Annotated in this window: 20 protein-coding genes and 1 tRNA gene; 11 read left to right on the forward strand and 10 right to left on the reverse strand. The window is 42.8% G+C overall.

Annotation, left to right across the window (positions count from 1 at the left end):
* On the forward strand, window positions 1-269 hold a 269-nt coding region (locus LPA49_RS20375; RefSeq protein WP_230236436.1), incomplete at its 5' end, for an integrase core domain-containing protein.
* Window positions 270-315: 46 nt separating this feature from the next.
* Here LPA49_RS20375 and LPA49_RS20380 read toward each other — a convergent pair.
* From LPA49_RS20380 to cysG, 8 genes are all read right to left on the reverse strand, one after another.
* Window positions 316-1,578, reverse strand: a complete 1,263-nt coding sequence (locus tag LPA49_RS20380; RefSeq protein WP_118843942.1) for an aromatic amino acid transport family protein — start codon at window positions 1,576-1,578, stop codon at window positions 316-318.
* 153 nt (window positions 1,579-1,731) lie between these two features.
* Window positions 1,732-1,923, reverse strand: a complete 192-nt coding sequence (locus LPA49_RS20385) for a hypothetical protein (RefSeq protein ID WP_036971594.1) — start codon at window positions 1,921-1,923, stop codon at window positions 1,732-1,734.
* 157 nt (window positions 1,924-2,080) lie between these two features.
* The gene (cysQ, locus tag LPA49_RS20390; protein ID WP_036971592.1) at window positions 2,081-2,851 is read right to left on the reverse strand and encodes a 3'(2'),5'-bisphosphate nucleotidase CysQ; all 771 of its coding nucleotides are present in this window, start codon (window positions 2,849-2,851) and stop codon (window positions 2,081-2,083) included.
* Between the two features lie 3 nt (window positions 2,852-2,854).
* Window positions 2,855-3,451 (reverse strand): adenylyl-sulfate kinase, encoded by a 597-nt coding sequence (cysC, locus tag LPA49_RS20395; RefSeq protein ID WP_230237680.1) that lies wholly within the window; start codon window positions 3,449-3,451, stop codon window positions 2,855-2,857.
* Between the two features lie 21 nt (window positions 3,452-3,472).
* On the reverse strand, window positions 3,473-5,200 hold the full coding sequence (locus LPA49_RS20400) for an SLC13 family permease (RefSeq protein ID WP_036971588.1): 1,728 nt from the start codon (window positions 5,198-5,200) through the stop codon (window positions 3,473-3,475).
* A 32-nt stretch (window positions 5,201-5,232) separates the two neighbouring features.
* Entirely contained in the window at window positions 5,233-6,657 is a 1,425-nt protein-coding gene (gene cysN, locus LPA49_RS20405; protein ID WP_036971586.1) for a sulfate adenylyltransferase subunit CysN, read from the reverse strand.
* The gene (cysD, locus tag LPA49_RS20410; protein ID WP_036971584.1) at window positions 6,657-7,556 is read right to left on the reverse strand and encodes a sulfate adenylyltransferase subunit CysD; all 900 of its coding nucleotides are present in this window, start codon (window positions 7,554-7,556) and stop codon (window positions 6,657-6,659) included. Before cysD ends, cysN begins: the two co-directional genes overlap by 1 nt.
* Window positions 7,557-7,591: 35 nt before the next feature.
* Entirely contained in the window at window positions 7,592-9,013 is a 1,422-nt protein-coding gene (gene cysG, locus LPA49_RS20415) for a siroheme synthase CysG (RefSeq protein WP_230237682.1), read from the reverse strand.
* 281 nt (window positions 9,014-9,294) lie between these two features.
* Between cysG and deoC the strand changes: the two genes are divergently transcribed.
* Both deoC and LPA49_RS20425 read left to right on the forward strand, forming a co-directional pair.
* On the forward strand, window positions 9,295-10,029 hold the full coding sequence (gene deoC, locus LPA49_RS20420) for a deoxyribose-phosphate aldolase (RefSeq protein WP_230237684.1): 735 nt from the start codon (window positions 9,295-9,297) through the stop codon (window positions 10,027-10,029).
* Window positions 10,019-10,519 (forward strand): hypothetical protein, encoded by a 501-nt coding sequence (locus LPA49_RS20425; protein WP_036971583.1) that lies wholly within the window; start codon window positions 10,019-10,021, stop codon window positions 10,517-10,519. The genes deoC and LPA49_RS20425 overlap by 11 nt, the downstream gene beginning before the upstream one ends.
* A gap of 127 nt (window positions 10,520-10,646) precedes the next feature.
* On the opposite strand, the gene LPA49_RS20430 is transcribed toward LPA49_RS20425, so the two are convergent.
* A complete protein-coding gene (locus tag LPA49_RS20430; RefSeq protein WP_075594522.1) occupies window positions 10,647-11,789 on the reverse strand; it encodes a CsgG/HfaB family protein in 1,143 nt (380 codons plus the stop codon).
* A gap of 123 nt (window positions 11,790-11,912) precedes the next feature.
* A complete protein-coding gene (locus tag LPA49_RS20435) occupies window positions 11,913-15,860 on the reverse strand; it encodes a two-component regulator propeller domain-containing protein (RefSeq protein WP_230237686.1) in 3,948 nt (1,315 codons plus the stop codon).
* Window positions 15,861-16,027: 167 nt separating this feature from the next.
* Here LPA49_RS20435 and LPA49_RS20440 point away from each other — a divergent pair.
* The 8 genes from LPA49_RS20440 (at window position 16,028) to rpoB (ending at window position 24,084) form a co-directional block, all read left to right on the forward strand.
* A tRNA-Trp gene (locus LPA49_RS20440) sits at window positions 16,028-16,104 on the forward strand.
* 132 nt (window positions 16,105-16,236) lie between these two features.
* Window positions 16,237-16,614, forward strand: coding sequence for a preprotein translocase subunit SecE (gene secE, locus LPA49_RS20445; protein ID WP_036971579.1), 378 nt, complete (start codon window positions 16,237-16,239; stop codon window positions 16,612-16,614).
* 4 nt (window positions 16,615-16,618) lie between these two features.
* Window positions 16,619-17,176, forward strand: coding sequence for a transcription termination/antitermination protein NusG (gene nusG / locus LPA49_RS20450; RefSeq protein ID WP_036971577.1), 558 nt, complete (start codon window positions 16,619-16,621; stop codon window positions 17,174-17,176).
* Between the two features lie 214 nt (window positions 17,177-17,390).
* Window positions 17,391-17,819: a 50S ribosomal protein L11 gene (rplK, locus tag LPA49_RS20455; protein WP_036971575.1), complete on the forward strand. Its 429-nt coding sequence runs from the start codon at window positions 17,391-17,393 to the stop codon at window positions 17,817-17,819.
* Window positions 17,820-17,823: 4 nt separating this feature from the next.
* Window positions 17,824-18,528: a 50S ribosomal protein L1 gene (gene rplA, locus LPA49_RS20460; protein WP_036971573.1), complete on the forward strand. Its 705-nt coding sequence runs from the start codon at window positions 17,824-17,826 to the stop codon at window positions 18,526-18,528.
* Between the two features lie 319 nt (window positions 18,529-18,847).
* The gene (rplJ, locus tag LPA49_RS20465) at window positions 18,848-19,342 is read left to right on the forward strand and encodes a 50S ribosomal protein L10 (RefSeq protein ID WP_036971571.1); all 495 of its coding nucleotides are present in this window, start codon (window positions 18,848-18,850) and stop codon (window positions 19,340-19,342) included.
* Between the two features lie 81 nt (window positions 19,343-19,423).
* A complete protein-coding gene (gene rplL, locus LPA49_RS20470) occupies window positions 19,424-19,786 on the forward strand; it encodes a 50S ribosomal protein L7/L12 (protein ID WP_036971568.1) in 363 nt (120 codons plus the stop codon).
* Window positions 19,787-20,058: 272 nt separating this feature from the next.
* Window positions 20,059-24,084 carry a DNA-directed RNA polymerase subunit beta gene (gene rpoB / locus LPA49_RS20475; RefSeq protein WP_036971565.1) on the forward strand — a complete coding sequence of 1,342 codons (4,026 nt, stop codon included), beginning with the start codon at window positions 20,059-20,061 and terminating at the stop codon, window positions 24,082-24,084.
* Window positions 24,085-24,090 lie beyond the last annotated feature (6 nt).

The raw sequence follows: 24,090 nt of genomic DNA on the forward strand, positions 1-24,090 counted from the left end.
ATCAAGTAAAGCTTAATGAAAATGGCATTACTCCATCGATGACCGATGGCTATGATTGCTATCAAAATGCATTGGCGGAGCGCATTAATGGCATATTGAAGCAAGAATTCTTACTCTATAAATGCCAAAATCTGAAAGAGCTACGTGAACTCGTCGAAGAATCAATAGTAATATACAATGAAATGAGGCCGCATTTGAGTTTAGGCATGGAAACCCCAAACCAAGTGCATAAAAAAGACCAGGAGCAAAAGCTACTGGCCTTCAATTAAAACCGTCAACGTATTTTAGGACGAGACATATATTCAGTACTTACTGTTATTTAATCATGCTGTAAATAAGCGCAAGAACAGCAAGAGAGCCAATAGCTAGCACAAATAAAGTACTTAAGCGGTGCCTGTATTTTTGCAGGCTAGGGACTTTATACACGGCAATCATGGGCATAATGAATAAGATCATGGCGATAATTGGGCCTGATAGCTGGTCCATCATGTCTAAAATACTTGGGTTGATCACCGAGCAATACCAAATAGCGAAGAACATGATAACAGTGCCAATCTTATCAACGAGTTTAGGGTTCATATGTGCTTGCTTACTGACAAGACCATTGAAACTTTCGCGGGCTCCTAAAAAGTGGCCTAAGAAAGATGACGTAATCGCGATAAACGCTACCAACGGGCCTAGTGTGGCAATGAATGAGTTATCAGTAATATTGGCAAGAAACGACAAGATAGAAACGTTTTCGGCCTTAGCTTGCAGCATTTGTTCTGATGATAAAGACAACACACACGAAAATACAAACAGCAATACAAATACGATTAACAATAAGCTGGTGCGCTTCAGAATTGCTTCTGACTTCATTTTAGCATTATTGCCGTAATGAGCTCGCTGTACATGGACAAAACTTGAGATTGCAGCGGCATGGCTGAATGAGAACACAATAATAGGAATTGATAACCAGAGCGTTTTCATAAAGCCTGAAAACTCAGGAACTGATACGTCAGGCATCTGCCAGCTTGGGATCAAATACAACGATAAGAAAAACAGAATACCGACGAGTGGATAGACCAAAATAGCAAAAGCACGCAACATGAGTGCTTCTCCACCTAGCATTAAGCTAATCATACCACCCACTAAAATGCCTGATAGCAGCACGCGTGGTGGTGATTCCATACCTAATTGATTAACGATAAAGCTGTCTACGGTATTGGTTAGGCCAACGCCATAAATAAGTAAAATAGGAAAGATAGAAAGAAAATATAAAAGAGAAATTAGTCGCCCAGCATTCATGCCAAAGTGCTCTTCTACCACATCGGTAAAGTCAGCATCTGGTTGCTTTGATGATAATACAAAACGAGCTAAGCCACGATGAGCTAAGTAAGTCATAGGAAAGGCTAAGCACGCCATAATCACTAATGGCCAGAACCCGCCTATACCGATATTAATGGGTAAGAATAAAATGCCGGCACCCACTGCTGTGCCAAATAAACTTAATACCCACTGGGTGTCGTGAAGATTCCATTTCGAGTTACTACTTGTTGTCGATGCACTAAACTGCGCAGCATCTTGTTGTGTGTTCATTAGCACTCCACTATTAGAATAATAATTGTCGCGCAGCATATAGAAAAGCAACTAAGAATGCATGTTTTAGCGTTGTATTTAGATAACTATGCTGTAAGGAGAGACTTACAAAAGGAAATGCTGGGCTAGTTTAGTTAAGCCCAGTTGTGGTGTTTACTCTGCTGCTGCAAGTGCGCGGGCTTTTATATCAGCAGCAAATGCTAAGCCTTTTTTAAAGCGAGCTTCAGCAGCTGTGATTTCACTTTCATCGCCATTAGCTGCAAGCACACCTTGTGATAGTGCTTTGTAAAGAGAAGTGATTTGCGCTTGGTAAGCTGCCTCAATGGCTTTTTCAACAGTCGTCATCGTCATTCCTTTAATATATTAAGAGAGCAAAATATTATCGGAACACAGGCATAAAGGCTAGTTTAACGTTAATTTAGAGAGGGTAAGTTTTGCTGGGTTTCGCTTCGCGTTACCCAGCTTATGTAGTATTTCACTCTATAACATCGACTGCTAAAGACTAGTCCTGTAACGCCGATACTACAAAATACGGATTTAGATATTCTTCTTTACTGTTATACAGCAGTGGACTGCCATCGAGTTTGCTAACCGTTGCTCCTGCTATTTCCGCAATCGCATGGCCTGCGCCTGTATCCCACTCGCAGGTTGGGCCTAAGCGAGGGTAAATATCGGCGCTGCCTTCGGCTACTAAACATAGTTTTAGTGAGCTGCCTTTTGAGACCATTTCTACGTCATCGAATTGTTTTACAAATTCAGCTAGGTCAGGGGAAGGGTGTGAGCGACTGCCAACAACACGAATAAGCCCTTTATTTGGCTTGCGGGTAACTTTAAGTTCGATGCGTTCATCGCCCTTATCTTTAAACGCACCAATGGCGTTGCTTGCAATATATGAGACACCCAATGCAGGTGCGTCGACGACGGCTAAAATAGGCTTACCGTTTTCAATGAGCGCAATATTTACCGTAAACTCACCATTCTTTTTGATGAACTCTTTTGTGCCATCAATCGGGTCGACTAGCCAATAACGTTGCCAGGTTTGACGAACATCCCAGCTAATATCTGCACTTTCTTCACTTAGAATCGGAATGTCTGGCGTTAACTGTTTTAAGCCATTAACAATCACTTTATGGGCTGCTAGATCGGCGTCGGTTACTGGGCTTTCATCGGCTTTGTATTCGACGTTAAAATCTTTTTCGTAAATACCCATAATGGCATTTCCTGCTTGGCGCGCCAGCAGTAAGATTTCTTCTAGCAGTTCCGTATGATTCATGATTTAACCTATAATTTGCTGTTGTTTTAGATACGCTACCAGTTCTTGCACCGATTGGTCTAGGGTGTTTTTGCTCGTATCGATTTTAATTTCGGGTGATGTTGGAACTTGGTAGTCTGAATCAATACCGGTGAAATGCTTAATTTCACCCGCACGTGCCTTTTTATAAAGCCCTTTAGGGTCACGAGTTTCACATACGTCGAGTGGAGTATCTAAAAACACTTCGATGAACTCACCATCATCTACCAAGTTCCTTACCATATCGCGTTCACTTTGGAAGGGTGAAATAAATGCGGTGAGTACCACAAGACCGGCATCGACCATGAGTTTCGCTGTTTCGCCTACGCGGCGAATATTTTCAACACGATCTTCATCAGTAAAGCCTAAATCTTTACATAACCCATGGCGTACGTTATCACCATCAAGTAGATAGGTGTGAACACCAAGTTGGTTTAGTGCGTTTTCTAGCGCATTGGCCACGGTGCTTTTACCAGAGCCAGAAAAGCCAGTGAACCATAAAATAGTCGGCTTATGCTTTTTTTGCTCACTACGTTGTGTTTTAGTGATTGCGTAGTTATGCCAAACGATATTCTCATTCATTGTATCTGTTCTCGTTGTTTGTTATTGAAATGGGAAAACCAGTGGTATCAATGTAAGTACCGTAATCGAATAGATAATCGATAAAGGAAGGCCCATGGCAATGTAATCTTTTAAGCGGTAATTTCCCGCACTGTACACCATAAGGTTGGTCTGATAACCAAATGGTGAGATAAAGCTGGCCGATGCACCGAAGGCCACGGCCATAATAAAGGGCAGTGGGGAAACATCAAAGCCAATAGCCAGCGCATACGCAACAGGAAATGAAAGTGCGGCGGCTGCATTGTTGGTAATCAATTCGGTAAACATGACCGTCATTAAGAAGATAGCAATAAATGCCCCGTAAGGGCCAAAGTCACCTAACACATAAAGCATGCCATTCGATATTTCACCAGCTAAACCGGTGCCAATCATGAGTTTGGCGAGTCCAATCGCACTGCCTACAACCGCTAGTAATTCGATAGGGAAGCGACGTTTAACTTCACTGAGCTTAATTGTGCCGCTGAGCATTAGGCCAATGAGTAACACCAATAAGCCTTTTACTAAGGGGACTAAACCGATAATGCTTAACGTTAAAACCCCTGCAAAACTAGCCAGCACAATGTTTGATTGCTTTGCTTTTAAATGTGTTTGTAAATCGAGACCCGAAATATAAACAAACTCACGCTTTAAGTTTGGGAGTGTGTAAAATGCTTTACCCGGCGCGAGAATCAAGGAATCACCTGCTTGTAATTGCACCTTACCTAGGCCTCCTTGTAAACGGTCATGGCCTCGACGAATTGCAATTACTGCCGCATGAAACTGTTCTCGAAAGCGAATTTCTTTAATCGTTTTGCCAATGTATTTAGAGGAGTGACTCACGACCACTTCAACAAGGTGTTCAACATCTTTCTCGTGCTTGTCATGAACCACTTTTAAGCCATCAAATTGAGTCAGTAAAGGAACAGACTTTATATCGCCGACAAATAATAATACGTCACCTTCTTTGATTACTTGTTTTGGGGTGACGGCACAAATACGTTTGTCACCACGAATGATTTCAGCAAGGAAGAGATCTTTTAATTCACGCAGACCATTTTCTTCAACACTTTTACCAATCAGCTTTGAATCAGCTTCTACTTTGCCTTCTAAGTAAAATGGCACGACTTCTTGGTTATTTTTACCGTTATCGGGTAGGTATTTAAGCATTACAATAATGGTGATCAGGCCCACACTTAATGCGCCTAAACCAACCAGTGTAAAATCAAAAAAACCTAAGGGAGCCATGCCCGCTTCAACAGCAAAACCATTGACGATTAAATTAGTTGAGGTGCCAATTAAAGTAATTGTGCCACCGAGTATTGCGGTGTACGACAAAGGCAGTAATAGTTTTGATGGTGAATGTGTCGGGCTCTCTTTTATGGCACTAATAAGAGATGCCACAACGGCTGTGTTATTAGTAAACGATGACAAAAAGGCGGTCGATAAGCCAAGCTTAGTGACAGAGCTTGTCAGGCTACCTTTTGATAAGGATTGGGCAAGTTTCTGTACCAATGTGGTTTTTTCTACCGCAATTGATACCAATACTAAAAGTATCAGGGTGATTAACGAGGGATTGGCATAATTAACAAGCATATCCTCAAGGCTAATAAGCCCAGAAAGATAGCTAATTCCAATGGCGCTCACAAATAACCATGCTGGTTTTAATCGTGTGCCAAATAGGCACCCGACTAATACCAGCATAATGCCTGTTAATACCAGCTGTTGATACATGCTTTTTACTTCCTATAACAGGCGAATTGTGATTATTTAAGCTTAGTTATATCAAGCGCTTGCCAATGAGGGAAGTGCTTGCGAACAAGTGCATTAAACTCAACTTCAAAGTCGCTAAAGCCACTTTGTTGCTCTTCAGTGCTTAATAACTGCTCGATCATACCTGCTGCAACCGTTAAGTTTGATAGGCGATCGATTAAGATAAATGCCCCTGTTTCATGGTTGTCGTGATACTCATCTGCCAAAATTGTTTCTGTAAGCTCGAGGGTTACAATAGCAATTTCGTTTAGCTGCAGAGAGTCTGCTTGGCCATGCTCTAAGGTATTTACATCAATCGTGTGATCAATTTTTTTCACCACCGCTGAGGTATTTTTGCTGCCTAACTTAAAGTTATAGTTTTTACCTAGCACCAAGGGAGATTCATGCATCCACACAAGTTTGGCTTGAATACGGTTTGTTACAGCGGCTTTAGATGCGGCTGGTACAATTACATCACCACGACTGATATCAATTTCGTCGTTAAGCGTTAGTGTAACTGCTTGGCCTGCTTCGGCTGTATCAAGGTTCCCATCGAAGGTGACAATCTCTTTGATACTTGAGCTTTTTCCTGATGGTAATACTTTTACGGCATCACCCACACTGAACGTACCTGAAGTGAGTGTTCCTTGGAAACCGCGGAAATCTAAGTTAGGGCGCACAACATATTGCACAGGTAAGCGTGCTTCAAAGCCAGTATCAATTTCAGCCGCAGGGGAATCTTCGAGTAATTCTAGAAGCGGTTTGTCGGTGTAATAAGGTGTATGTTCAGAGCGTACTACAACGTTGTCGCCTTTCAATGCTGACATAGGTACGAACTTAATGTTTGTGACGTTTAACTGCTCTGCAAACTTAAGGTAATCGGCTTTGATTTTCTCATACACGGTTTCGTCAAAATCGACGATGTCCATCTTATTGATAGCAACAACAAATTGTTTAATCCCTAAAGAGTCACAAATAAAGCTATGACGCTTAGTTTGTACCTGCACGCCATAACGTGCATCCACTAGGATAATTGCCACATCGCTGGTTGATGCACCTGTTACCATGTTGCGGGTGTATTGCTCATGTCCAGGCGTATCCGCAATAATGAATTTACGTTTTGCTGTTGAGAAATAACGATACGCAACATCAATCGTGATGCCTTGTTCTCGCTCAGCTTGCAAGCCATCAACGAGTAGGGCTAAGTCAAGCTCTTCACCTGCATTACCAACTTTTTCGTTGTCTTTGTGAAGGGCTGCAAGTTGATCTTCATAAATTTGGTGGCTGTCATGCAGAAGGCGGCCGATTAACGTTGATTTACCGTCATCAACACTGCCACATGTCAGCATACGTAAAAGGCTTTTGTCTTGTTGACGCGCAAGGTAGGCGTCGATGCCTAGCTCTCTTACTTCATTAATCGTGTCGTTAGTTTTAGACATTAGAAATAACCCTCACGTTTTTTCTTTTCCATAGAGCCTGCAGAGTCGTGATCAATCACGCGACCTTCACGCTCAGATGATGTTGATAACAACATCTCTTCAATAATTTCAGTTAATGAGCTGGCGGTTGATTCCACAGCACCAGTAAGTGGGTAACAGCCAAGGGTACGAAAACGGACCGACTTCATTTGCGGTACTTCGCCTTCTTCAAGCGGCATGCGCTCATCATCAACCATAATGAGAGTGCCATTGCGCTCAACAACAGGACGTTCTTTGGCTAAATATAGTGGCACCATTTCAATGTTTTCTTGGTAGATGTATTGCCAAATATCAAGCTCAGTCCAGTTAGATAAAGGGAATACACGAATACTTTCACCCGGATTAACTTGGCTATTGTAAGTATTCCACAGCTCTGGACGTTGATTTTTAGGATCCCATCTGTGGTGCTTATCGCGGAAAGAATAAACACGCTCTTTGGCACGTGACTTTTCTTCATCGCGGCGAGCACCGCCGAATGCAGCATCAAAACCATATTTATCAAGCGCTTGTTTTAAGCCTTGGGTTTTCATGATATCGGTATGCTTCGCTGAGCCATGAACAAACGGATTAATATCAATCGCTAAACCTTCAGGGTTTTTATGGACGATTAAATCAAAGCCATATTCTTTGGCTAAACGATCGCGAAACTCGATCATTTCCTTAAATTTCCAGTTGGTATCAACATGCAAAAGAGGAAATGGAATTTTTGCTGGGTAAAATGCCTTACGTGCTAAGTGTAATAACACCGATGAATCTTTACCGATTGAGTAAAGCATAACCGGGTTTTCAAACTCAGCAGCAACTTCGCGCATGATCTTGATACTTTCAGCTTCTAATTGCTGAAGGTGTGTTAAAGCCATTGTTAGTCGTCCTACTAAAATGATTAAAAGTTAAATTACGCTTCGCCTGTTAAAGGCTGGGCAAAGCTGCTGGTTTGTGCCGTTTGGCCAAACCAAGCAAGTTGATGATGCAGTGATGCAACTTCGCCAATAATTAATAACGCTGGTGAAATAATACTGTGCCGTGAAATTAAATCGGCTAATTCACCTAGCTGCCCCGTCACGACACGTTGTTCTTTACGTGTGCCGTTTTCAATGATGGCCACTGGTGTATCTGCACCGCGACCATGTTTTAATAATTGTGCTTGGATATGAGGTGACTTAATCACCCCCATATAAATCGCTAAGGTTTGATTAGGTTTAGCAAGTGACTGCCAATCGAGTTCTTGACCCTCTTTTTTACAGTGCCCAGTAACGAATTGGATGGCTTGTGCATGGTCTCTATGTGTTAATGGGATACCCGCATAAGCACTGCAACCGGCTGCAGCAGTAATACCAGGAACAATTTGATAGCGGATCTGGTTGGCAGCAAGCACTTGTACTTCTTCACCGCCACGGCCATAAATGAATGGATCGCCCCCTTTAATGCGGCATACTTTTTTACCCTGTTTAGCAAAATCAACTAACATTTGATTGGTATCTTCTTGTGCCACACTATGATCGCCCAAGCGCTTGCCAACACACACTAAGTCGGCATCGCGACGCACTAGTTCCATAATTTCATCAGACACAAGGTAGTCATACACAACAACATCGGCTTGTTGCATTAATTGCAGGGCTTTTAACGTTAATAGCTCTGGGTCACCAGGGCCTGCGCCCACAACATATACTTCACCTTCGGGCTCAGGCTTGGCTTCGAGTAGTTGCTCTAGTTGCGCCGACGCTGCGGTGGTGTCGCCTGCTTGCACTTTACTCACAACCGATGAATCAAACACACCTTCCCAAAACTGGCGACGGTCGGCGAAATGTTTAAAACGTTGCTTTACTTTGTCGCGAAAACTCCCGACTAAAGTAGCCAAAGGGCCAATATGTTGTGGAATAAGCGTTTCGAGCTTTTCACGTAAGCGACGTGCTAAAACAGGGGCTGTCCCCGCGCTTGAGATAGCAATAGTGATAGGGTCACGGTCAACAATCGAGGGAAAGATAAAACTACACTTAGGTTGATCATCAACGACATTAACGAAAATATTGCGTGCGTTAGCAAGCTCAAAAACCGTGCTGTTAACTGCGTCGTTATCTGTTGCGGCAATAACCAACATTTGTTTATCTAAATGGTGCTCTTGAAATATGTCGTTAATTAGCGTGACTTCACCCGTGTTTGCAAGGGTTATAAGCTCATCACAAAATTCAGGGGCTACTAACGTCACGTGTGCGCGCGCTTTTAAAAATGCGCGGCATTTGCGTAACGCAACATCTCCACCGCCGACTACCAATACGGGCCTGTCGTCTAATTTGGTAAAGATAGGTAAATATTGCACGTTGTTTATACCCCTAAAAAACATCACAGAAACTGCTTATTGCAGACAAGCAGAATATAGTGCGTATTGTTAAGTAAAAAATAATTAAAACCCAATTTATATAACTAAAAGTTATATTGGGTGGTTCTATTTGGCTTAAGACTTAGTTAACAAGGGATTGCGGCGAGTTACAAGAAAATAACTAGGCTTATGGTGATTCGTTATGAGTTATAGCCAGAACATAAAAATTTGCTACTATGGGTCACTATTATGGCAACACAAAAATAAGATTTATGAAAAACATGCAAACAATCGCAGCCCAAGCTGTGGCACTCATGGACTTAACAACCCTCAATGACACCGATACGGCACAAACAATTGAAGATCTTATTGCCAGTATTCAGCCAAAGTTAGGCGTACCTGCGGCGGTGTGTGTTTATAGTCAGTTTGTTAGTGATGCCAAATTAGCGTTGGCAGAGCGTGCGCTAAAGCAAGTAAAGGTGGCCACCGTCACCAATTTTCCAACAGGAGAGCAGCCTTTAGAACAGGTGATAAATGAAACCTTGTTTGCTATTGAGCGTGGCGCTGACGAAATTGATTTAGTGATCCCATACAAAGCCCTTATTGCAGGTGATGAAGAGAAGGTTTTAACGTACGTCAAATCCTCAAAAGATGCCTGCGGCAATAAAGCCGTGTTAAAAGTGATTATCGAAAGTGGCGAATTAACAGATGAGTTAATAACTAAAGCGAGCCAACTTGCGATTGATGGCGGGGCTGATTTTGTCAAAACGAGTACGGGTAAAGTGGCGGTTAATGCAACCTTAGCTGCAACAGAGATAATTTTAACCGCAATTAAAGCAAGCGGTAAAAACGTCGGTTTTAAAGCCGCAGGGGGAGTGAGAACCGTTGCTGATGCCGCTCAATACTTGGCCTCAGCTGAATCTATAATGGGTGAAGCCTATATAAAGCCTAAACTATTTAGGTTTGGTGCTTCGGGGTTATTAAGTGATGTATATGCGACATTAAATGAATCGTGATAGTGAGCAAGAAAAAATAGCCCTTGAGCATGGCGCCGCAAAATTATTTTTGCGCTGTTATGAAAAAGAGTTTGGGATCAAAATGCGCAATATTTGGCATAATACACCAAGTAAGCCTGATGTGAGCTGCTATAAAGGTGAGCAGCGTCTCGATATTGAAATTGCGCATTTATACGCCAGTGAAACAGAGGCGATGGCCGTATTAGGACGGCCCTTGTCAATTGGTATGCAGCGCGACCTTGCTGAGATGGCACTTGAGCCAAGCGATCAGCGTTTACATTGTGCACTGCATCGGTTACTCGCGCAAAAAGCGAAAAAACAGTATGAATCAGAGCATCCATGGTTATTGATCCGTAATGCCAGCACTATTTGGCACTTAGATGATTTTAAGGCCGTGCTCACTCATCTCGATGTACCAAAAGGGCATCCATTCCAGCAAATTTGGTTATTGTGTGACTTTTATCGTGGTGAACTAGTACAAATTTTATAAATGGAAGATGTTAGCAAAAATGAGAATAAACCGTTCAGGGACACCGTCACTCATTTTTGCCAATACAGCCAGTGGTTATTACTGGCTGTATAAGGCTAATTGACGTTATTAAGCTTGGTTACTTCAATTAGTTAAATTTAAACATACTGCCTAAGCTTTCCAGCCCTGATTTATTCGTTTTAGCAATACATTGGGTATTATCGAGTGACTGTTTGGTTTTTTCATCTGCCAAACCTGTGACGGTGAGTTTATTTTCTTGTTGATATTCAGTGAGTGCAATAACCGTTGCGCGATCGTATTTTACATCTTCTGTTTCAAACTCTTCGTAATGAGGTTGGTTTTTTAAGTAGCCCAAGCAGACTAAGTTTAGACGAGACATTGCCAAGTCCATTTTTTCGTAATGGGGCATTCTATGAGTGGGCACTGTGACTGACGGTGTGTTTGCGACGGCGGTTTTTGCGCCAGTTGCTTTTGCTGTCACTCTTAGAGGGGCTGGAGCAGAGTGTCCTGTAGCAATGGTATTATCACTATTGTAGCGATAGTAAGTGCTAGGTACTTTGCTTTCTAAAAACTCGACGGCTTTAACAATCACTTCTCGTAAGGCTTTTTCTTTAGGGGTGTTTGACCATCCGCTGAGATTACCCCCGACGAGTGCGCCGCCAAAGTTAGTGGCTGCTGAGGTGAAGTCAAAGTCCTTACTTCCGCCTTCTACGCTGGTGGCTGCCAGAATACGCGAAGTGCGTGTGTCTATTAAGCGTAGATCAATTGCCATATGCGAGCCTGAGAAGCCTGCCGATACCGAGCTAAACACATCACCAATAAAGCCGCCACTGCCAACACTGGCACCTGAGCTGTCGTCATCAAATTCGGTTACTGCGGCCACAACCACAATTTCAGCTCCTTCAATTTCACCGTAAGCCGCCCCCGATGCAGCGCTTACTCTTCCAGATACCGCTAAATCTTGCTCTGACAAGACGGCATCAAGTGCTTGACGCTCTAATACAATAAAACGGTTCGTACTGACCAGCGCAGTCGTTAATTGATCAGCCATGCCTTCACCAATTTCTTTTCGCCACCATCGTGAATCATTTGATTTATCAGTAAAGCGCGCCACGGCAATACGTGCTTTTGGACCGTTATACTGTTGCTGTGCTACTTCATTCACATTTGGACTGTTTTGATTTGTTGTTGAAGTTGTTGTGCTTTGGCATGCGCATAATGCAGCACTGAGTAAGGCCACCGTAATTATAGGGTATTTTTTAGCGAACATTTGATTTCCTTAACTTATATCCATGCAGTAAATAAACGTCATAACGGGGAGGCAAAGTTATGAACGATAGTATGGATAAGCTATAAAAATCAGTGCTTTATTAATAGTACATATGCGAAGACTTTATTCACTTAGGCGAAAATCAGGCTGTTTCTGATGCTTTTCTCTATATTGCTTCGGCGATACACCAAAGTGTCCTTTGAAGCTGCGAGCAAAATAGCTTTGAGAACTAAACCCATTATTTTCTGCTATTAAGCCTATGGCTAATGAACTTTCTATTAGCTGTTTTGCTGCATACTCAATACGTGTGTTACGTAAATAGTCAGAAGGGGTGAGTGAATACAGTGCTTTCATTTTTAACTGCAGTGCCCGAGGGCTTAAACACAGTGCTGATGCCAGCTGTTCAATTGAAAACTGATCCGACTGATAGTTTTCTCGGACCACCTTTTTAAGCTTCTCTGTAAATACAGAGTCTTTAGTTTGCACCGTAACGTACTCATTATTGTCGCTTTGTATCTCAGAGGTAAGTTGAGCCGCTAAGTGTTGATTTAGTAAATAACGTAAACTGAGTAGGCCTTTTACTTTGCTTAGTAAAATAGACGGTTCAAAGGGTTTACTTAAAAAGTCGTCAGCTAGTAAATCAAGGCCTTTTAAACGGCTAGGCGTGTCAGCTTTGGCAGATAATAATAAAACGGGGATATGACTGGTCGCGTTATCAGCACGAAGCTTCGCAAGCATTTGGTATCCGTCCATGTTAGGCATCATAACATCACTGATAATAAGGTCGGGTAATTCAGACTGACAAAGTGACAAGGCTTGTTGGCCATCGCAAGCACAGATGCAATTGAACTGCTCACTAAATAGTGACAAGAGCAGCTCACTCATATCACTATTGTCTTCAACAATCATGAGTGTTTGCCTTAAGCCAGGTTGGGTGGTGACCGTTGGCAAGTTTTGTTTTGTTGCACTGATAACTGTAGGCAGCGAGACCGTAAAACAGCTGCCCTGCGCTGGCGAGCTAGTTAGTGATATTTCACCGCCATAATCCTCGACCAGTTGTTTCACTAATGTAAGCCCAATACCACTGCCGGTTTCTGAACATGTGTCTAAGCGAGTAAACCTTTCGAATATTTTCACCTGTTGGTCTTTTGCAATGCCAATTCCTGTGTCGGACACGCTGATATGCGCGAGGTTATCGCTGTGATGCAAACACACTCGAACCTCACCGCCTGCCGGGGTGTATTTAAGCGCATTACTGATCAGGTTACTGACGATAGAGTGCGCATGATTAGGCGCGATATTTATAGTGCACACAGTTTCACAGTGATCTTGAAAATTAAATTTAAGCTGTTTTTGGGCGAATAGCGGCGCAAAGTCATCGATGAGATCAGTTAAAAAAGTCGTTAATGAATAAGCGGATACATAATGCACGGCCGTACTGGGTCGTTTGCTCAGTTGCAGTAGTTGATTTATTAAGTCAAGCAAGCGTTGGCAATTACGTTTTATGCTTGCTAATTGCGATTGAGCCTTCGAACTGTGGGTGGACTGCTGTAACTGGCTAATAGGAGCCAGAATCAAGCTCAATGGGGTTTTTAGTTCATGACTTATATTATCTAAGAACTGATCTTTTAATTTATTTAACTCAATTTCTTTTTGTTTTTGCTGTTCGGCCAGCTTGCGCTGATAAATTGAACTAATAACCAGCCATGCTAATGTCATTGCACATAGTGTGTAAGATATATAAGCGACATTGCTTTGCCACCAAGGTGGAACAACCTTCAGTTCGAGTAGGGTGGTATCCTCACTCCACTGCCCATATTGATCCCTTACTTTTAGCTGTAATTGATAATGTCCAGCAGGAAGCTGCGGATAGTTTATTTGACGTTGCGATGCATCATTATATAAAAACTGTTGGTCAAACCCCGCTAGTTTATAGCCATATTGATAATGCTTTGGTGTGGCGGCGTTATTTAATGCACTAAATTTAAAGCCAATAACTCCCGCTGATTTTGCGAAAGAGAACGTGTTTGTCGCATTGATCAGCGTGTCGGTGCTGTGGTCAAAAAAATCAGTGCTAATTTCACGGTTATTAAGCAATAACTCGGTTAATACGGGAGTGGGGGGAGTGTGATCTAAGGTGAGCTTGTCAGGGTAAAACTGATTAAAACCATTAATTCCGCCAAAGAATAGCTCGCCATCTATCGCTTGAAAACTAGCCCCAAGAATGAAGGATTGATGCTGGATTCCATCTTCAGGTAAAAACGGTTGTATGCTGCCCGTTATTGGATGATAACGTGTTAATCCGCCATTGGTAGCTAACCATAAATAGCCTTGTTTATCGGCTAAAATGTCAAAAATATTGTCATTTACTAGGCCATGTTGCTCGCTAATATGCTCGACATCAAAGTTTTGTTTATTGACCTTGTTGAGGCCTTGCATTGTGCCGACCCACAGCGTTTTATCGTCGCTGAGTAATAACGACGTGACCATGTTATGGCTCAGACCTGTGCGTTCATTAAGTAATGTAAATTGCTCTGTTTCGATGGAAAACTTATTGAGTCCCGCACGCGTACCCACCCACAAAGCGTGATCATTCTTATCATACGCAAGTGTGAAAACGGTATTATTGGCTAAGCTGTTATGGGTTGCATTGTGCTGATAATGGGTCACTGTTTCTGAATCTGGATCAAAGCGAGTTAATCCTTGGTTACTACCGAGCCACACTATGCCGTCTTTATCACTTTCAATTGCATAAACGCGATCACTGCTAAGCTGGTGGCTTTGCATGGTATAGCTGACAAAATCATCGCTTTCATCTTGGTATTTAAGAAGCCCGCCGCCGTATGTCCCAACCCACAATTGCTGCCTTTTATCCTCATGTAAGCTAAATATGTTGGTATTGGGTAAGCGGGTTGTATAGTGCTGATAGCCTTGCGGTATCGCACGATTTAAACCCTCGCGCGTGCCAACCCACAACTGGCCATTTTTACGTTTAATAATCGCACGAATAAAATTATGCGTGAGAGAGTGAGGGCTTGACGTTGTGCTTTGATGTCCAAATTGTTGCTGTTTCGGATCGTATCTGTGTATACCAAAACCATCGGTCCCAATCCAAATAATTCCTTGTGGGTCTTGATATATAGAGAGTAAGTAATCATTTTTGAGTCCGTTAGGCTTTTGTACATCATGACGATAGTGTGCAACGTCAGTGTATATATCTGCCCCCGCAGCTAAAAAGTATACGCCTTGCCCATAACTTGTTAGCCACAGGTTATGCTGATTGTCGAGAAGACTGTCAGTGATCCAAACTCCCTTAAATTGCGGCAATTCGGAAGATGTCTCTGTATCGATTGAAAATATATACAGCCCTTGTTTTGCACCGATGAGCAATTGATTTGAACTTAACTTGTTAAGATGCCAAAGTGGCGAGGTGAGGGCGATGTCATGTTTAAATTGTTTGGTTTTAGGGTTAAACGACAGCAGACCATGGCTGGTTGCAAGCCACAGGGTATTTTGTACTGCAATAATGTCTCTGATGACAATGTTTTGTTGTGTATTTTCAGCAACCTGATAAGTCTCAAATTGCTGCGCTGCAATATCAAAGTAGCTGAGTGTGCCTTGTTCATGACCCAACCACATATTGCCACTCTTATCAAAAGCCAAAGACCATATTTTATCATCACTGAGTTGTGGGTTTGTAAAGGTCGAATAGGTGTAAAATTGGCCCGTGGTGGGATCAAGCCGGTTTAGTCCTTTACTGGCTGTTGAAAACCAAAGGTCGTTATCAGTGCCTTTTAAGCATGCGGTAATCCAATTACCGGAAATACTGGTCGCTGAAGTATGTGCTTTAAAGCGTTTAAATTCATAGCCATCAAATCGATTGAGCCCTCCTTGTGTGGCAAACCACTGAAACCCTTGCGCATCAGTGAGACTGCAATTGATGGAGTTTTGACTTAAGCCATGCTCGCTATCAAAGATGCTTAAGTGAAGTGATTGCGCACTTACAACATGACTTTTCAGAACAGCTAAGCTGAAAAATATTAGGCATAATAGGGTGTTTAAATACAGCACAGAGATCCATCTTGTTGGTGTTTTTGTTCCTTTATTAGGCTGATAGTAAACTGCTTTTTAATCAATGTTAATATTGATTTTTATACTAACAGGTGAGATTTTAACTTCTGGGTATCTTTTACTCTTGTGTTAATGAATTGCGTAAGTATAATAGGCATCCACTTTGCAGGGGCGTAGTTCCAATTGGTAGAACAGCGGTCTCCAAAACCGACGGTTGGGAGTTCGAATCTCTCCGCCCCTGCCACTTTTTACACAATAAGTGTGGAGTCTGAAATTAAAAATCGGTTTAAATAAGTCTGTTTTTAAGTTTAGATTTTAATGGATTAACCCTGCCTTCGCGCAGGGTTGTTGTGTCTGTAGTTAAGGTAATAATATTATGAGCACGAATGTAGAAACACCATCAAGTGCGATGGATTCAGTTAAGTGGATTGTAGCGATTGCGCTACTTGCAGGCGCAGTAGTTGGTAATCACATGTATGCAGATCAGTCTGTATTGTTGCGTGCTATTGGTGTAGTGGTCGCTGTTGCAGCGGGTTTAGGCATTGCCTCACTAACAGAAAAAGGTCGTACATTTTTAGCATTTGCTAAAGAAGCACGTATCGAAGTACGTAAAGTTGTGTGGCCAACACGCCAAGAAACAACCCATACGACATTAATTGTAATGGTTGCAACTGTGATTATGGCACTTATCCTTTGGGGATTAGATGGCATTTTATTCCGCGCCGTAGGCTTTTTAACTGGATTGGAGATCTAATCCCATGTCGGATGAGAAGAACGAAAAGAAACTACGTTGGTACGTAGTACAAGCTTTCTCAGGTTATGAGAAGCGTGTTGCACAAACTATTCTTGAGCATATCAAGATTGAAGGTTTGGAAGATAGTTTTGGTGAAGTATTAGTACCAACGGAAGAAGTTGTTGAGATGCGCGCAGGTCAAAAGCGTAAATCTGAGCGTAAATTCTTCCCAGGTTATGTACTTGTACAAATGGACATGAACGATGCAAGCTGGCACTTAGTAAACAGCACTGCACGTGTAATGGGCTTTATTGGTGGTACGTCAGATCGTCCAGCGCCAATCAGCCAAAAAGAAGCAGATCGCATCTTAAACCGTCTTCAAGAGAACTCTGAAGCACCTAAGCCAGCTACATTATTTGAGCCGGGCGAAGTTGTTCGTGTTATCGATGGTCCATTTGCTGACTTCAGCGGTGTTGTTGAAGAAGTGGATTACGAAAAGAGCCGCGTAAAAGTATCGGTACTTATCTTTGGTCGTTCTACGCCAGTTGAGCTTGAATTTGGTCAAGTTGAACAAGACAAGTAAGATAAAAAATTAAAGCAGCCAAAATCGTTTAATATTTTGGCAATATGCTTGAAAAAGGCCGTTGATTAACTTATAATCAGCGGCCTTTTTGTGTTAGGGCAAGTAGTAACTTGTTTTATCACATAAAGTGAGAACCAATTTTTAAACTGGGAAGCCGTTAGAGTACGCGTCCTCGCGCGCACAAGGCTATGACCCACCAAATGAGGTATTTATTATGGCTAAAAAAGTTGAAGCTATTATCAAGCTACAAGTTGCCGCTGGTATGGCTAATCCTAGTCCTCCAGTAGGTCCAGCACTAGGTCAGCACGGTGTAAACATCATGGAATTCTGTAAAGCGTTCAACGCACGTACAGAATCTATCGAAAAAGGCGCTCCAGTTCCTGTAGTGATCTCTGTTTACGGCGACCGTTCTTTCACGTTCGAAATGAAAACGCCACCGGCTGCTTACTTACTTAAGAAAGCTGCAGGTATCAAATCAGGCTCTGGCCGTCCTAACACTGAAAAAGTGGGTACAGTAACTCGTGCTCAACTTGAAGAAATCGTTGAGACAAAACGACCTGACCTTACAGCAGCTGATATGGATGCTGCAGTTCGCACTATCGCAGGTTCTGCGCGTGCGATGGGCTTGAACGTAGAGGACTAAGATAATGGCAAAATTAACTAAACGTATGCGTACAATCCGCGAAAAAGTGGATGCGACTAAAGATTACGAAATCAACGAAGCAGTTGCTCTTTTAAAAGAGTTAGCGACAGCTAAATTCGTAGAAAGTGTTGACGTTGCTGTTAACCTTGGTATCGATGCTCGTAAATCTGACCAAAACGTTCGTGGTGCAACTGTACTACCTAACGGTACTGGTCGTGACGTTCGTGTTGCTGTATTCACTCAAGGCGCTAATGCAGAAGCTGCAAAAGAAGCCGGTGCTGAATTAGTGGGCATGGAAGATCTTGCTGATCTAGTTAAGAAAGGCGAGATGAACTTTGACGTTGTTGTTGCATCTCCAGACGCTATGCGCGTTGTTGGTCAACTAGGTCAAATCTTAGGTCCACGTGGTCTAATGCCAAACCCTAAAACTGGTACTGTAACACCTAACGTTGCAGAAGCAGTTAAAAACGCGAAAGCAGGTCAAGTTCGTTACCGTAACGACAAGAACGGTATCATCCATACTACTATCGGTAAGGTTGATTTCACTGCTGAGCAACTTCAACAAAACCTTGAAGCTCTTATTGTTGCGCTTAAGAAGGCTAAACCTTCTCAAGCAAAAGGTACTTACGTGAAGAAAGTAACTATCTCTACAACAATGGGCGCAGGTGTTGCTGTTGACCAAAACTCTCTAAGCACAACTGTTGCTTAATTAAGAGTTTACATGGCGCGAAATTTGAACTATAATTTTGCGCCATTTTGTTGAGAAAGTTAATTTCAAAACAAGTAAAGAATTCGGGTTGAAGTCCATAATTTCGTACGCCTTCGGGTATAAACGATAAATTGGGCTTCCGTCCAAGACCGTAGGCGGCTTCGGCCTTAATATTTTTACCTACGTAGACGGTGTGAATCCCCAGATAGATTTTTCCTAATCTTCTGGCTCTCGCCGTAAAAAGCATCTCCATCATTGATGGGGAAGAGTAGAACAGGGAAGCCAATATCGGCGACCCATTAAACCAGGAGTAACACCCATGGCTTTAAATCTTCAAGGCAAAAAAGCAATTGTTGCTGAAGTCAACGAAGCAGCCACTGGTGCTCTTTCTGCAGTTGTTGCAGATTCTCGTGGTGTAACAGTTGGTGCTATCACTGCCCTTCGTAAAGAAGCTCGTGCAGCTGGTGTATGGATGAAAGTTGTTCGTAACACTTTAGCTAAACGTGCTGTTGAAGGAACAGATTTTGAGTGCCTTTCTGACTCATTTGTTGGTCCAAGCTTAATCGCTTTCTCTTCAGAGCACCCTGGTGCTGCTGCGCGTATCTTCTCAGATTTCGCGAAGAAGAACGAGAAATTCGAAGTTAAGACCGCTGCATTTGAAGGTAACGTAGTAGACGCAGCTATGCTAGCAACTCTACCTACTTACGACGAAGCTGTTGCACGCTTAATGAGCGCTATGAAAGAAGCGTCTGCTGGCAAATTGTGTAAAACAATTGAAGCAGTACGTGTACAGAAAGCTGAGCAAGCTGCTTAATTTTAAGCTGTTTTTTTGTTCACTTTCGGTGTAATATTTTTTTTGGACTAAAATTAGTCCGTAATAATTAGGAAATTTGTAATGTCTGTAACTAAAGACCAAATCCTTGATGCTATTGCTGAAATGTCAGTAATGGACGTTGTTGCTCTAGTTGAAGCAATGGAAGAAAAATTCGGCGTAACTGCAGCAGCTGCTGTTGTTGCTGGTCCAGCTGCTGAAGCTGCTGAAGAGAAGACTGAGTTTGACGTAATCCTTACTGGCGCTGGCGCTAACAAGGTTGCTGCAATCAAAGCTGTACGTGGTGCAACTGGTCTTGGCCTTAAAGAAGCTAAAGCACTTGTTGAATCAGCTCCTGCACCTATCAAAGAAGGTGTATCTAAAGAAGAAGCTGAAGCGCTTGCAAAAGACCTTACTGAAGCTGGTGCTGAAGTTGAGGTTAAGTAATCTAGCTTACGCTAGGTTCGCTGCCTGAGTAATCAGGCAAGGGCTGGTGATTATTTAATCACCGGCCTTTTTGCGCTATGGAGCGATGTTTTCCTATAGTGCAAATAAAATCTAATTTTCTCTTTATTTTCAAGTTGTTACCTGTAAAGGTGTTGAAAGTAGCAGAGTGAACTAGAACAACAATTTAATGTTGTACATCTTGGCATAGATGCCAGTTAAGTCTGTTCTTACAAGAACAGGTCGGGTCAAAGATCAGCAAGCTGAGGAACCCCATGGCTTACTCTTATTCTGAAAAGAAACGTATCCGTAAGGATTTTGGTAAACGTCCACAAGTTTTGGATATACCTTTCTTACTGTCGACGCAGTTAGAATCGTTTAAAAAATTCTTAGTCCCTGACGCTGATGGCGATCACGGTTTGGAAGCTGCTTTCCGTTCTGTGTTTCCGATCAAAAGCTACTCGGGAAATTCTGAGCTTCAATACGTAAGTTATCGTATTGGTGAGCCAGTATTCGATGTAAAAGAATGTCAAATTCGCGGTGTGACTTATTCTGCTCCACTTCGCGTAAAATTGCGTCTTGTGGTGATGGACAAAGAAGCACCAGGCACAGTTAAAGACATTAAAGAGCAAGAAGTTTACATGGGCGAAATTCCGCTCATGACTGATACCGGTACCTTTGTAATCAATGGTACAGAGCGTGTTATCGTTTCTCAGCTACACCGTAGCCCTGGTGTATTCTTTGATAACGACCGCGGTAAAACTCACTCGTCAGGTAAAGTACTTTATAACGCGCGTGTAATTCCTTACCGTGGTTCATGGTTAGACTTCGAGTTTGATGCAAAAGATAACCTATATGTACGTATTGACCGTCGTCGTAAATTACCGGCGTCAATTATCTTACGTGCACTAGAGTTCTCTACAGAAGAAATCTTAGATATCTTCTTCGATACTACTGCGTTTGAAGTAACTGACGGTAAAGTTCTTATGGAACTTGTGCCTTCACGTTTACGTGGTGAAACTGCCGCTTTTGATATCAAAGGCGATGACGGTGAAGTCCTTGTTGAAGCGGGTCGTCGTATTACTGCGCGTCACATCAAGAACATCGAGAAAAAAGGTATTAACCAATTAGAAGTACCGCATGAGTACATCATTGGTCGTGTTGTAGCTAAAAACTACGTTGATGAGTCAACGGGTGAGATCATCGCTAACGCGAATGACGAGCTATCACTTGAGCTAATGGCTGAGTTGGTTAAAGCAGGTCACACTAAGATTGATACGTTATATATCAATGAAGTTGACAGCGGCGCCTACATGTCAGATACCCTTCGTATCGACACAACAAGCAACCGTTTAGAAGCATTAGTAGAAATTTATCGCATGATGCGCCCAGGCGAGCCACCGACGAAAGACGCGGCTGAAGCCTTATTTGATAACTTGTTCTTCTCTGAAGAGCGTTATGATTTATCAACAGTTGGTCGTATGAAGTTCAATAGCCGTGTAGGTTATGACACTGATACAGGCCCTGGCACATTATCGAAAGAAGACATCGTAGCTGTTATGAAAGTGCTTATCGCTATTCGTAACGGTGTTGGCGATGTTGATGATATCGACCACTTAGGCAACCGTCGTATCCGTAGCGTTGGCGAAATGGCTGAGAATCAATTCCGTGTTGGTCTAGTACGTGTAGAACGTGCAGTACGTGAGCGTTTAAGCTTAGGTGACCTTGATGCGGTAATGCCACAAGACCTTATTAACGCTAAGCCAATTTCGGCAGCGGTTAAAGAGTTCTTCGGTTCGTCTCAGTTATCACAGTTCATGGACCAAAATAACCCGCTTTCAGAAGTAACGCATAAGCGTCGTATTTCTGCATTAGGCCCGGGTGGTTTAACACGTGAACGTGCTGGCTTCGAGGTGCGAGACGTTCACGTAACCCACTATGGTCGTGTATGTCCAATCGAAACACCTGAGGGTCCAAACATCGGTCTAATTAACTCATTGTCTACGTACGCACGTACAAACGACTATGGTTTCTTAGAAACACCTTACCGTAAAGTGGTAAACGGTGTTGTAACTGATGAAGTTGATTACCTATCAGCCATTGAAGAAGGTCAGTTTGTAATCGCTCAGGCGAACTCAAACTTGAACGATGACAATGAGTTTGTTGATGAACTAATTCCATGCCGTCACAAAGGTGAATCAACCTTTATGGGCAAAATGGACCAACAATATATGGACGTATCACCACAACAGGTGATCTCTGTAGCGGCCGCGCTTATCCCGTTCCTAGAACACGATGATGCGAACCGTGCATTGATGGGTTCAAACATGCAACGTCAAGCAGTACCAACACTTATCGCGGACAAGCCGCTGGTAGGTACAGGTATCGAGCTTACACTAGCAAAAGATTCTGGTGTAACGATCGTTGCTAAGCGTGGTGGTGAAGTAATGTATGCCGATGCAAGCCGCATCGTTGTAAATGTAAATGAAGATGAGCGCGTTCCAGGCGAAGCGGGCATCGATATCTACAACCTTACTAAATACACACGCTCAAACCAAAATACATGTATTAACCAAAAACCAACGTGTATGGTTGGTGAGCCGGTTACACGTGGCGATGTGTTAGCAGATGGTCCTTCGACTGACTTAGGTGACTTAGCACTAGGTCAAAACCTTCGCGTGGCATTCATGCCATGGAATGGTTATAACTTCGAGGATTCAATCCTACTATCAGAGCGCGTAGTTCAAGAAGATCGTCTAACGACTATCCACATTCAAGAACTACAATGTATCGCACGTGATACTAAATTAGGTCCTGAAGAGATCACAGCAGATATCCCTAACGTAGGTGAATCTGCACTAGGCAAGCTTGATGAATCAGGCGTTGTTTATATCGGTGCTGAAGTAAAAGGCGGCGATATCCTAGTAGGTAAAGTGACTCCGAAAGGCGAAACGCAATTAACACCAGAAGAAAAGCTACTACGTGCGATCTTCGGTGAGAAAGCGTCAGACGTTAAAGACAGCTCTTTACGTGTACCAAACTCTGTAACAGGTACCGTAATCGACGTACAAGTTTTCACCCGTGACGGTGTTGAAAAAGATAAGCGTGCGTTAGAAGTTGAAGACATGCAGCTTCGCGAAGCGAAGAAAGACTTCAACGAAGAGTTCCGTATCTTAGAAGCCGGTGTATTAGACCGTGCTCGTAAGCTACTTGTTGACGCTGGTCTGAACGCAGACACAATTGCATCACTTAATGCTGAAAAGCTGCTTACTCAAAGCCTTGCTCAAGAAGACAAGCAATCAGAGCTTGAGCAACTAGCTGCTCAGTACGATGAGCTTAAAGCTGAATACGATAAGAAGTTTGAAAACAAACGTCGTAAGATCACTCAAGGTGATGACTTAGCACCAGGCGTACTTAAAATTGTTAAAGTATACCTAGCTGTTAAACGTCGTATCCAACCGGGTGATAAGATGGCGGGTCGTCACGGTAACAAAGGTGTTATCTCGACTATCGTACCAGTAGAAGACATGCCATACGATGACAAAGGTCGTACGGTAGACATCGTTCTGAACCCGCTAGGTGTACCATCACGTATGAACATCGGTCAGATCCTAGAAACACACATGGGTCTTGCTGCACGTGGTGTGGGTGAGCGCATTGAAGAAATGATGAAAGAGCAGCGTGAACTGCACGAAATCCGTAGCTTTGTTAAGAAAGTTTATGATTTAGGTGATTGTCGTCAGAAAGTCGATATCGACTCATTCTCTGATGATGAAGTTCGTCGCTTAGCTGAAAACTTGAAAGGTGGTTTACCGATCGCAACTCCAGCCTTTGATGGTGCTCGTGAAAGCGAAATCAAAGACTTACTAGAGCTTGGTGGTTATCCAAGAAGCGGTCAAGTTACACTTTATGATGGCCGTACTGGCGATCAGTTTGAACGTCAAGTAACCGTTGGTTACATGTACATGCTGAAACTTAACCACTTGGTTGATGACAAGATGCACGCGCGTTCAACTGGTTCTTACAGCCTTGTTACTCAGCAGCCGCTGGGTGGTAAAGCGCAGTTCGGTGGCCAGCGTTTCGGTGAGATGGAGGTGTGGGCACTAGAAGCTTACGGTGCTGCATATACACTACAAGAAATGCTAACAGTGAAATCGGATGACGTGAACGGTCGTACTAAGATGTATAAGAACATCGTAGATGGTAACCATAAGATGGAACCAGGTATGCCAGAATCGTTCAACGTATTGTTGAAAGAAATCCGCTCACTGGGTATCAACATCGAGTTGGAAGAAAATTAAGCCATT

Origin of the sequence: Pseudoalteromonas sp. MB41 (assembly GCF_020966275.1) — a bacterium.
GTDB classification, from domain to species: Bacteria; Pseudomonadota; Gammaproteobacteria; order Enterobacterales; family Alteromonadaceae; genus Pseudoalteromonas; species Pseudoalteromonas lipolytica.

Excerpts from the sequence above, each read along its gene's own strand:
- rplK (WP_036971575.1), top strand. The coding sequence starts at position 17,391 with ATGGCTAAAAAAGTTGAAGCTATTATCAAGCTACAAGTTGCCGCTGGT.
- cysC (WP_230237680.1), bottom strand. The coding sequence starts at position 3,451 with ATGAATGAGAATATCGTTTGGCATAACTACGCAATCACTAAAACACAA.
- deoC (WP_230237684.1), top strand. The coding sequence starts at position 9,295 with ATGCAAACAATCGCAGCCCAAGCTGTGGCACTCATGGACTTAACAACC.
- rplA (WP_036971573.1), top strand. The coding sequence starts at position 17,824 with ATGGCAAAATTAACTAAACGTATGCGTACAATCCGCGAAAAAGTGGAT.
- nusG (WP_036971577.1), top strand. The coding sequence starts at position 16,619 with ATGTCGGATGAGAAGAACGAAAAGAAACTACGTTGGTACGTAGTACAA.
- LPA49_RS20430 (WP_075594522.1), bottom strand. The coding sequence starts at position 11,789 with ATGTTCGCTAAAAAATACCCTATAATTACGGTGGCCTTACTCAGTGCT.
- rplJ (WP_036971571.1), top strand. The coding sequence starts at position 18,848 with ATGGCTTTAAATCTTCAAGGCAAAAAAGCAATTGTTGCTGAAGTCAAC.
- LPA49_RS20400 (WP_036971588.1), bottom strand. The coding sequence starts at position 5,200 with ATGTATCAACAGCTGGTATTAACAGGCATTATGCTGGTATTAGTCGGG.
- rpoB (WP_036971565.1), top strand. The coding sequence starts at position 20,059 with ATGGCTTACTCTTATTCTGAAAAGAAACGTATCCGTAAGGATTTTGGT.
- cysQ (WP_036971592.1), bottom strand. The coding sequence starts at position 2,851 with ATGAATCATACGGAACTGCTAGAAGAAATCTTACTGCTGGCGCGCCAA.
- LPA49_RS20425 (WP_036971583.1), top strand. The coding sequence starts at position 10,019 with ATGAATCGTGATAGTGAGCAAGAAAAAATAGCCCTTGAGCATGGCGCC.
- secE (WP_036971579.1), top strand. The coding sequence starts at position 16,237 with ATGAGCACGAATGTAGAAACACCATCAAGTGCGATGGATTCAGTTAAG.
- cysN (WP_036971586.1), bottom strand. The coding sequence starts at position 6,657 with ATGTCTAAAACTAACGACACGATTAATGAAGTAAGAGAGCTAGGCATC.
- rplL (WP_036971568.1), top strand. The coding sequence starts at position 19,424 with ATGTCTGTAACTAAAGACCAAATCCTTGATGCTATTGCTGAAATGTCA.
- LPA49_RS20385 (WP_036971594.1), bottom strand. The coding sequence starts at position 1,923 with ATGACGACTGTTGAAAAAGCCATTGAGGCAGCTTACCAAGCGCAAATC.
- cysD (WP_036971584.1), bottom strand. The coding sequence starts at position 7,556 with ATGGCTTTAACACACCTTCAGCAATTAGAAGCTGAAAGTATCAAGATC.
- LPA49_RS20380 (WP_118843942.1), bottom strand. The coding sequence starts at position 1,578 with ATGAACACACAACAAGATGCTGCGCAGTTTAGTGCATCGACAACAAGT.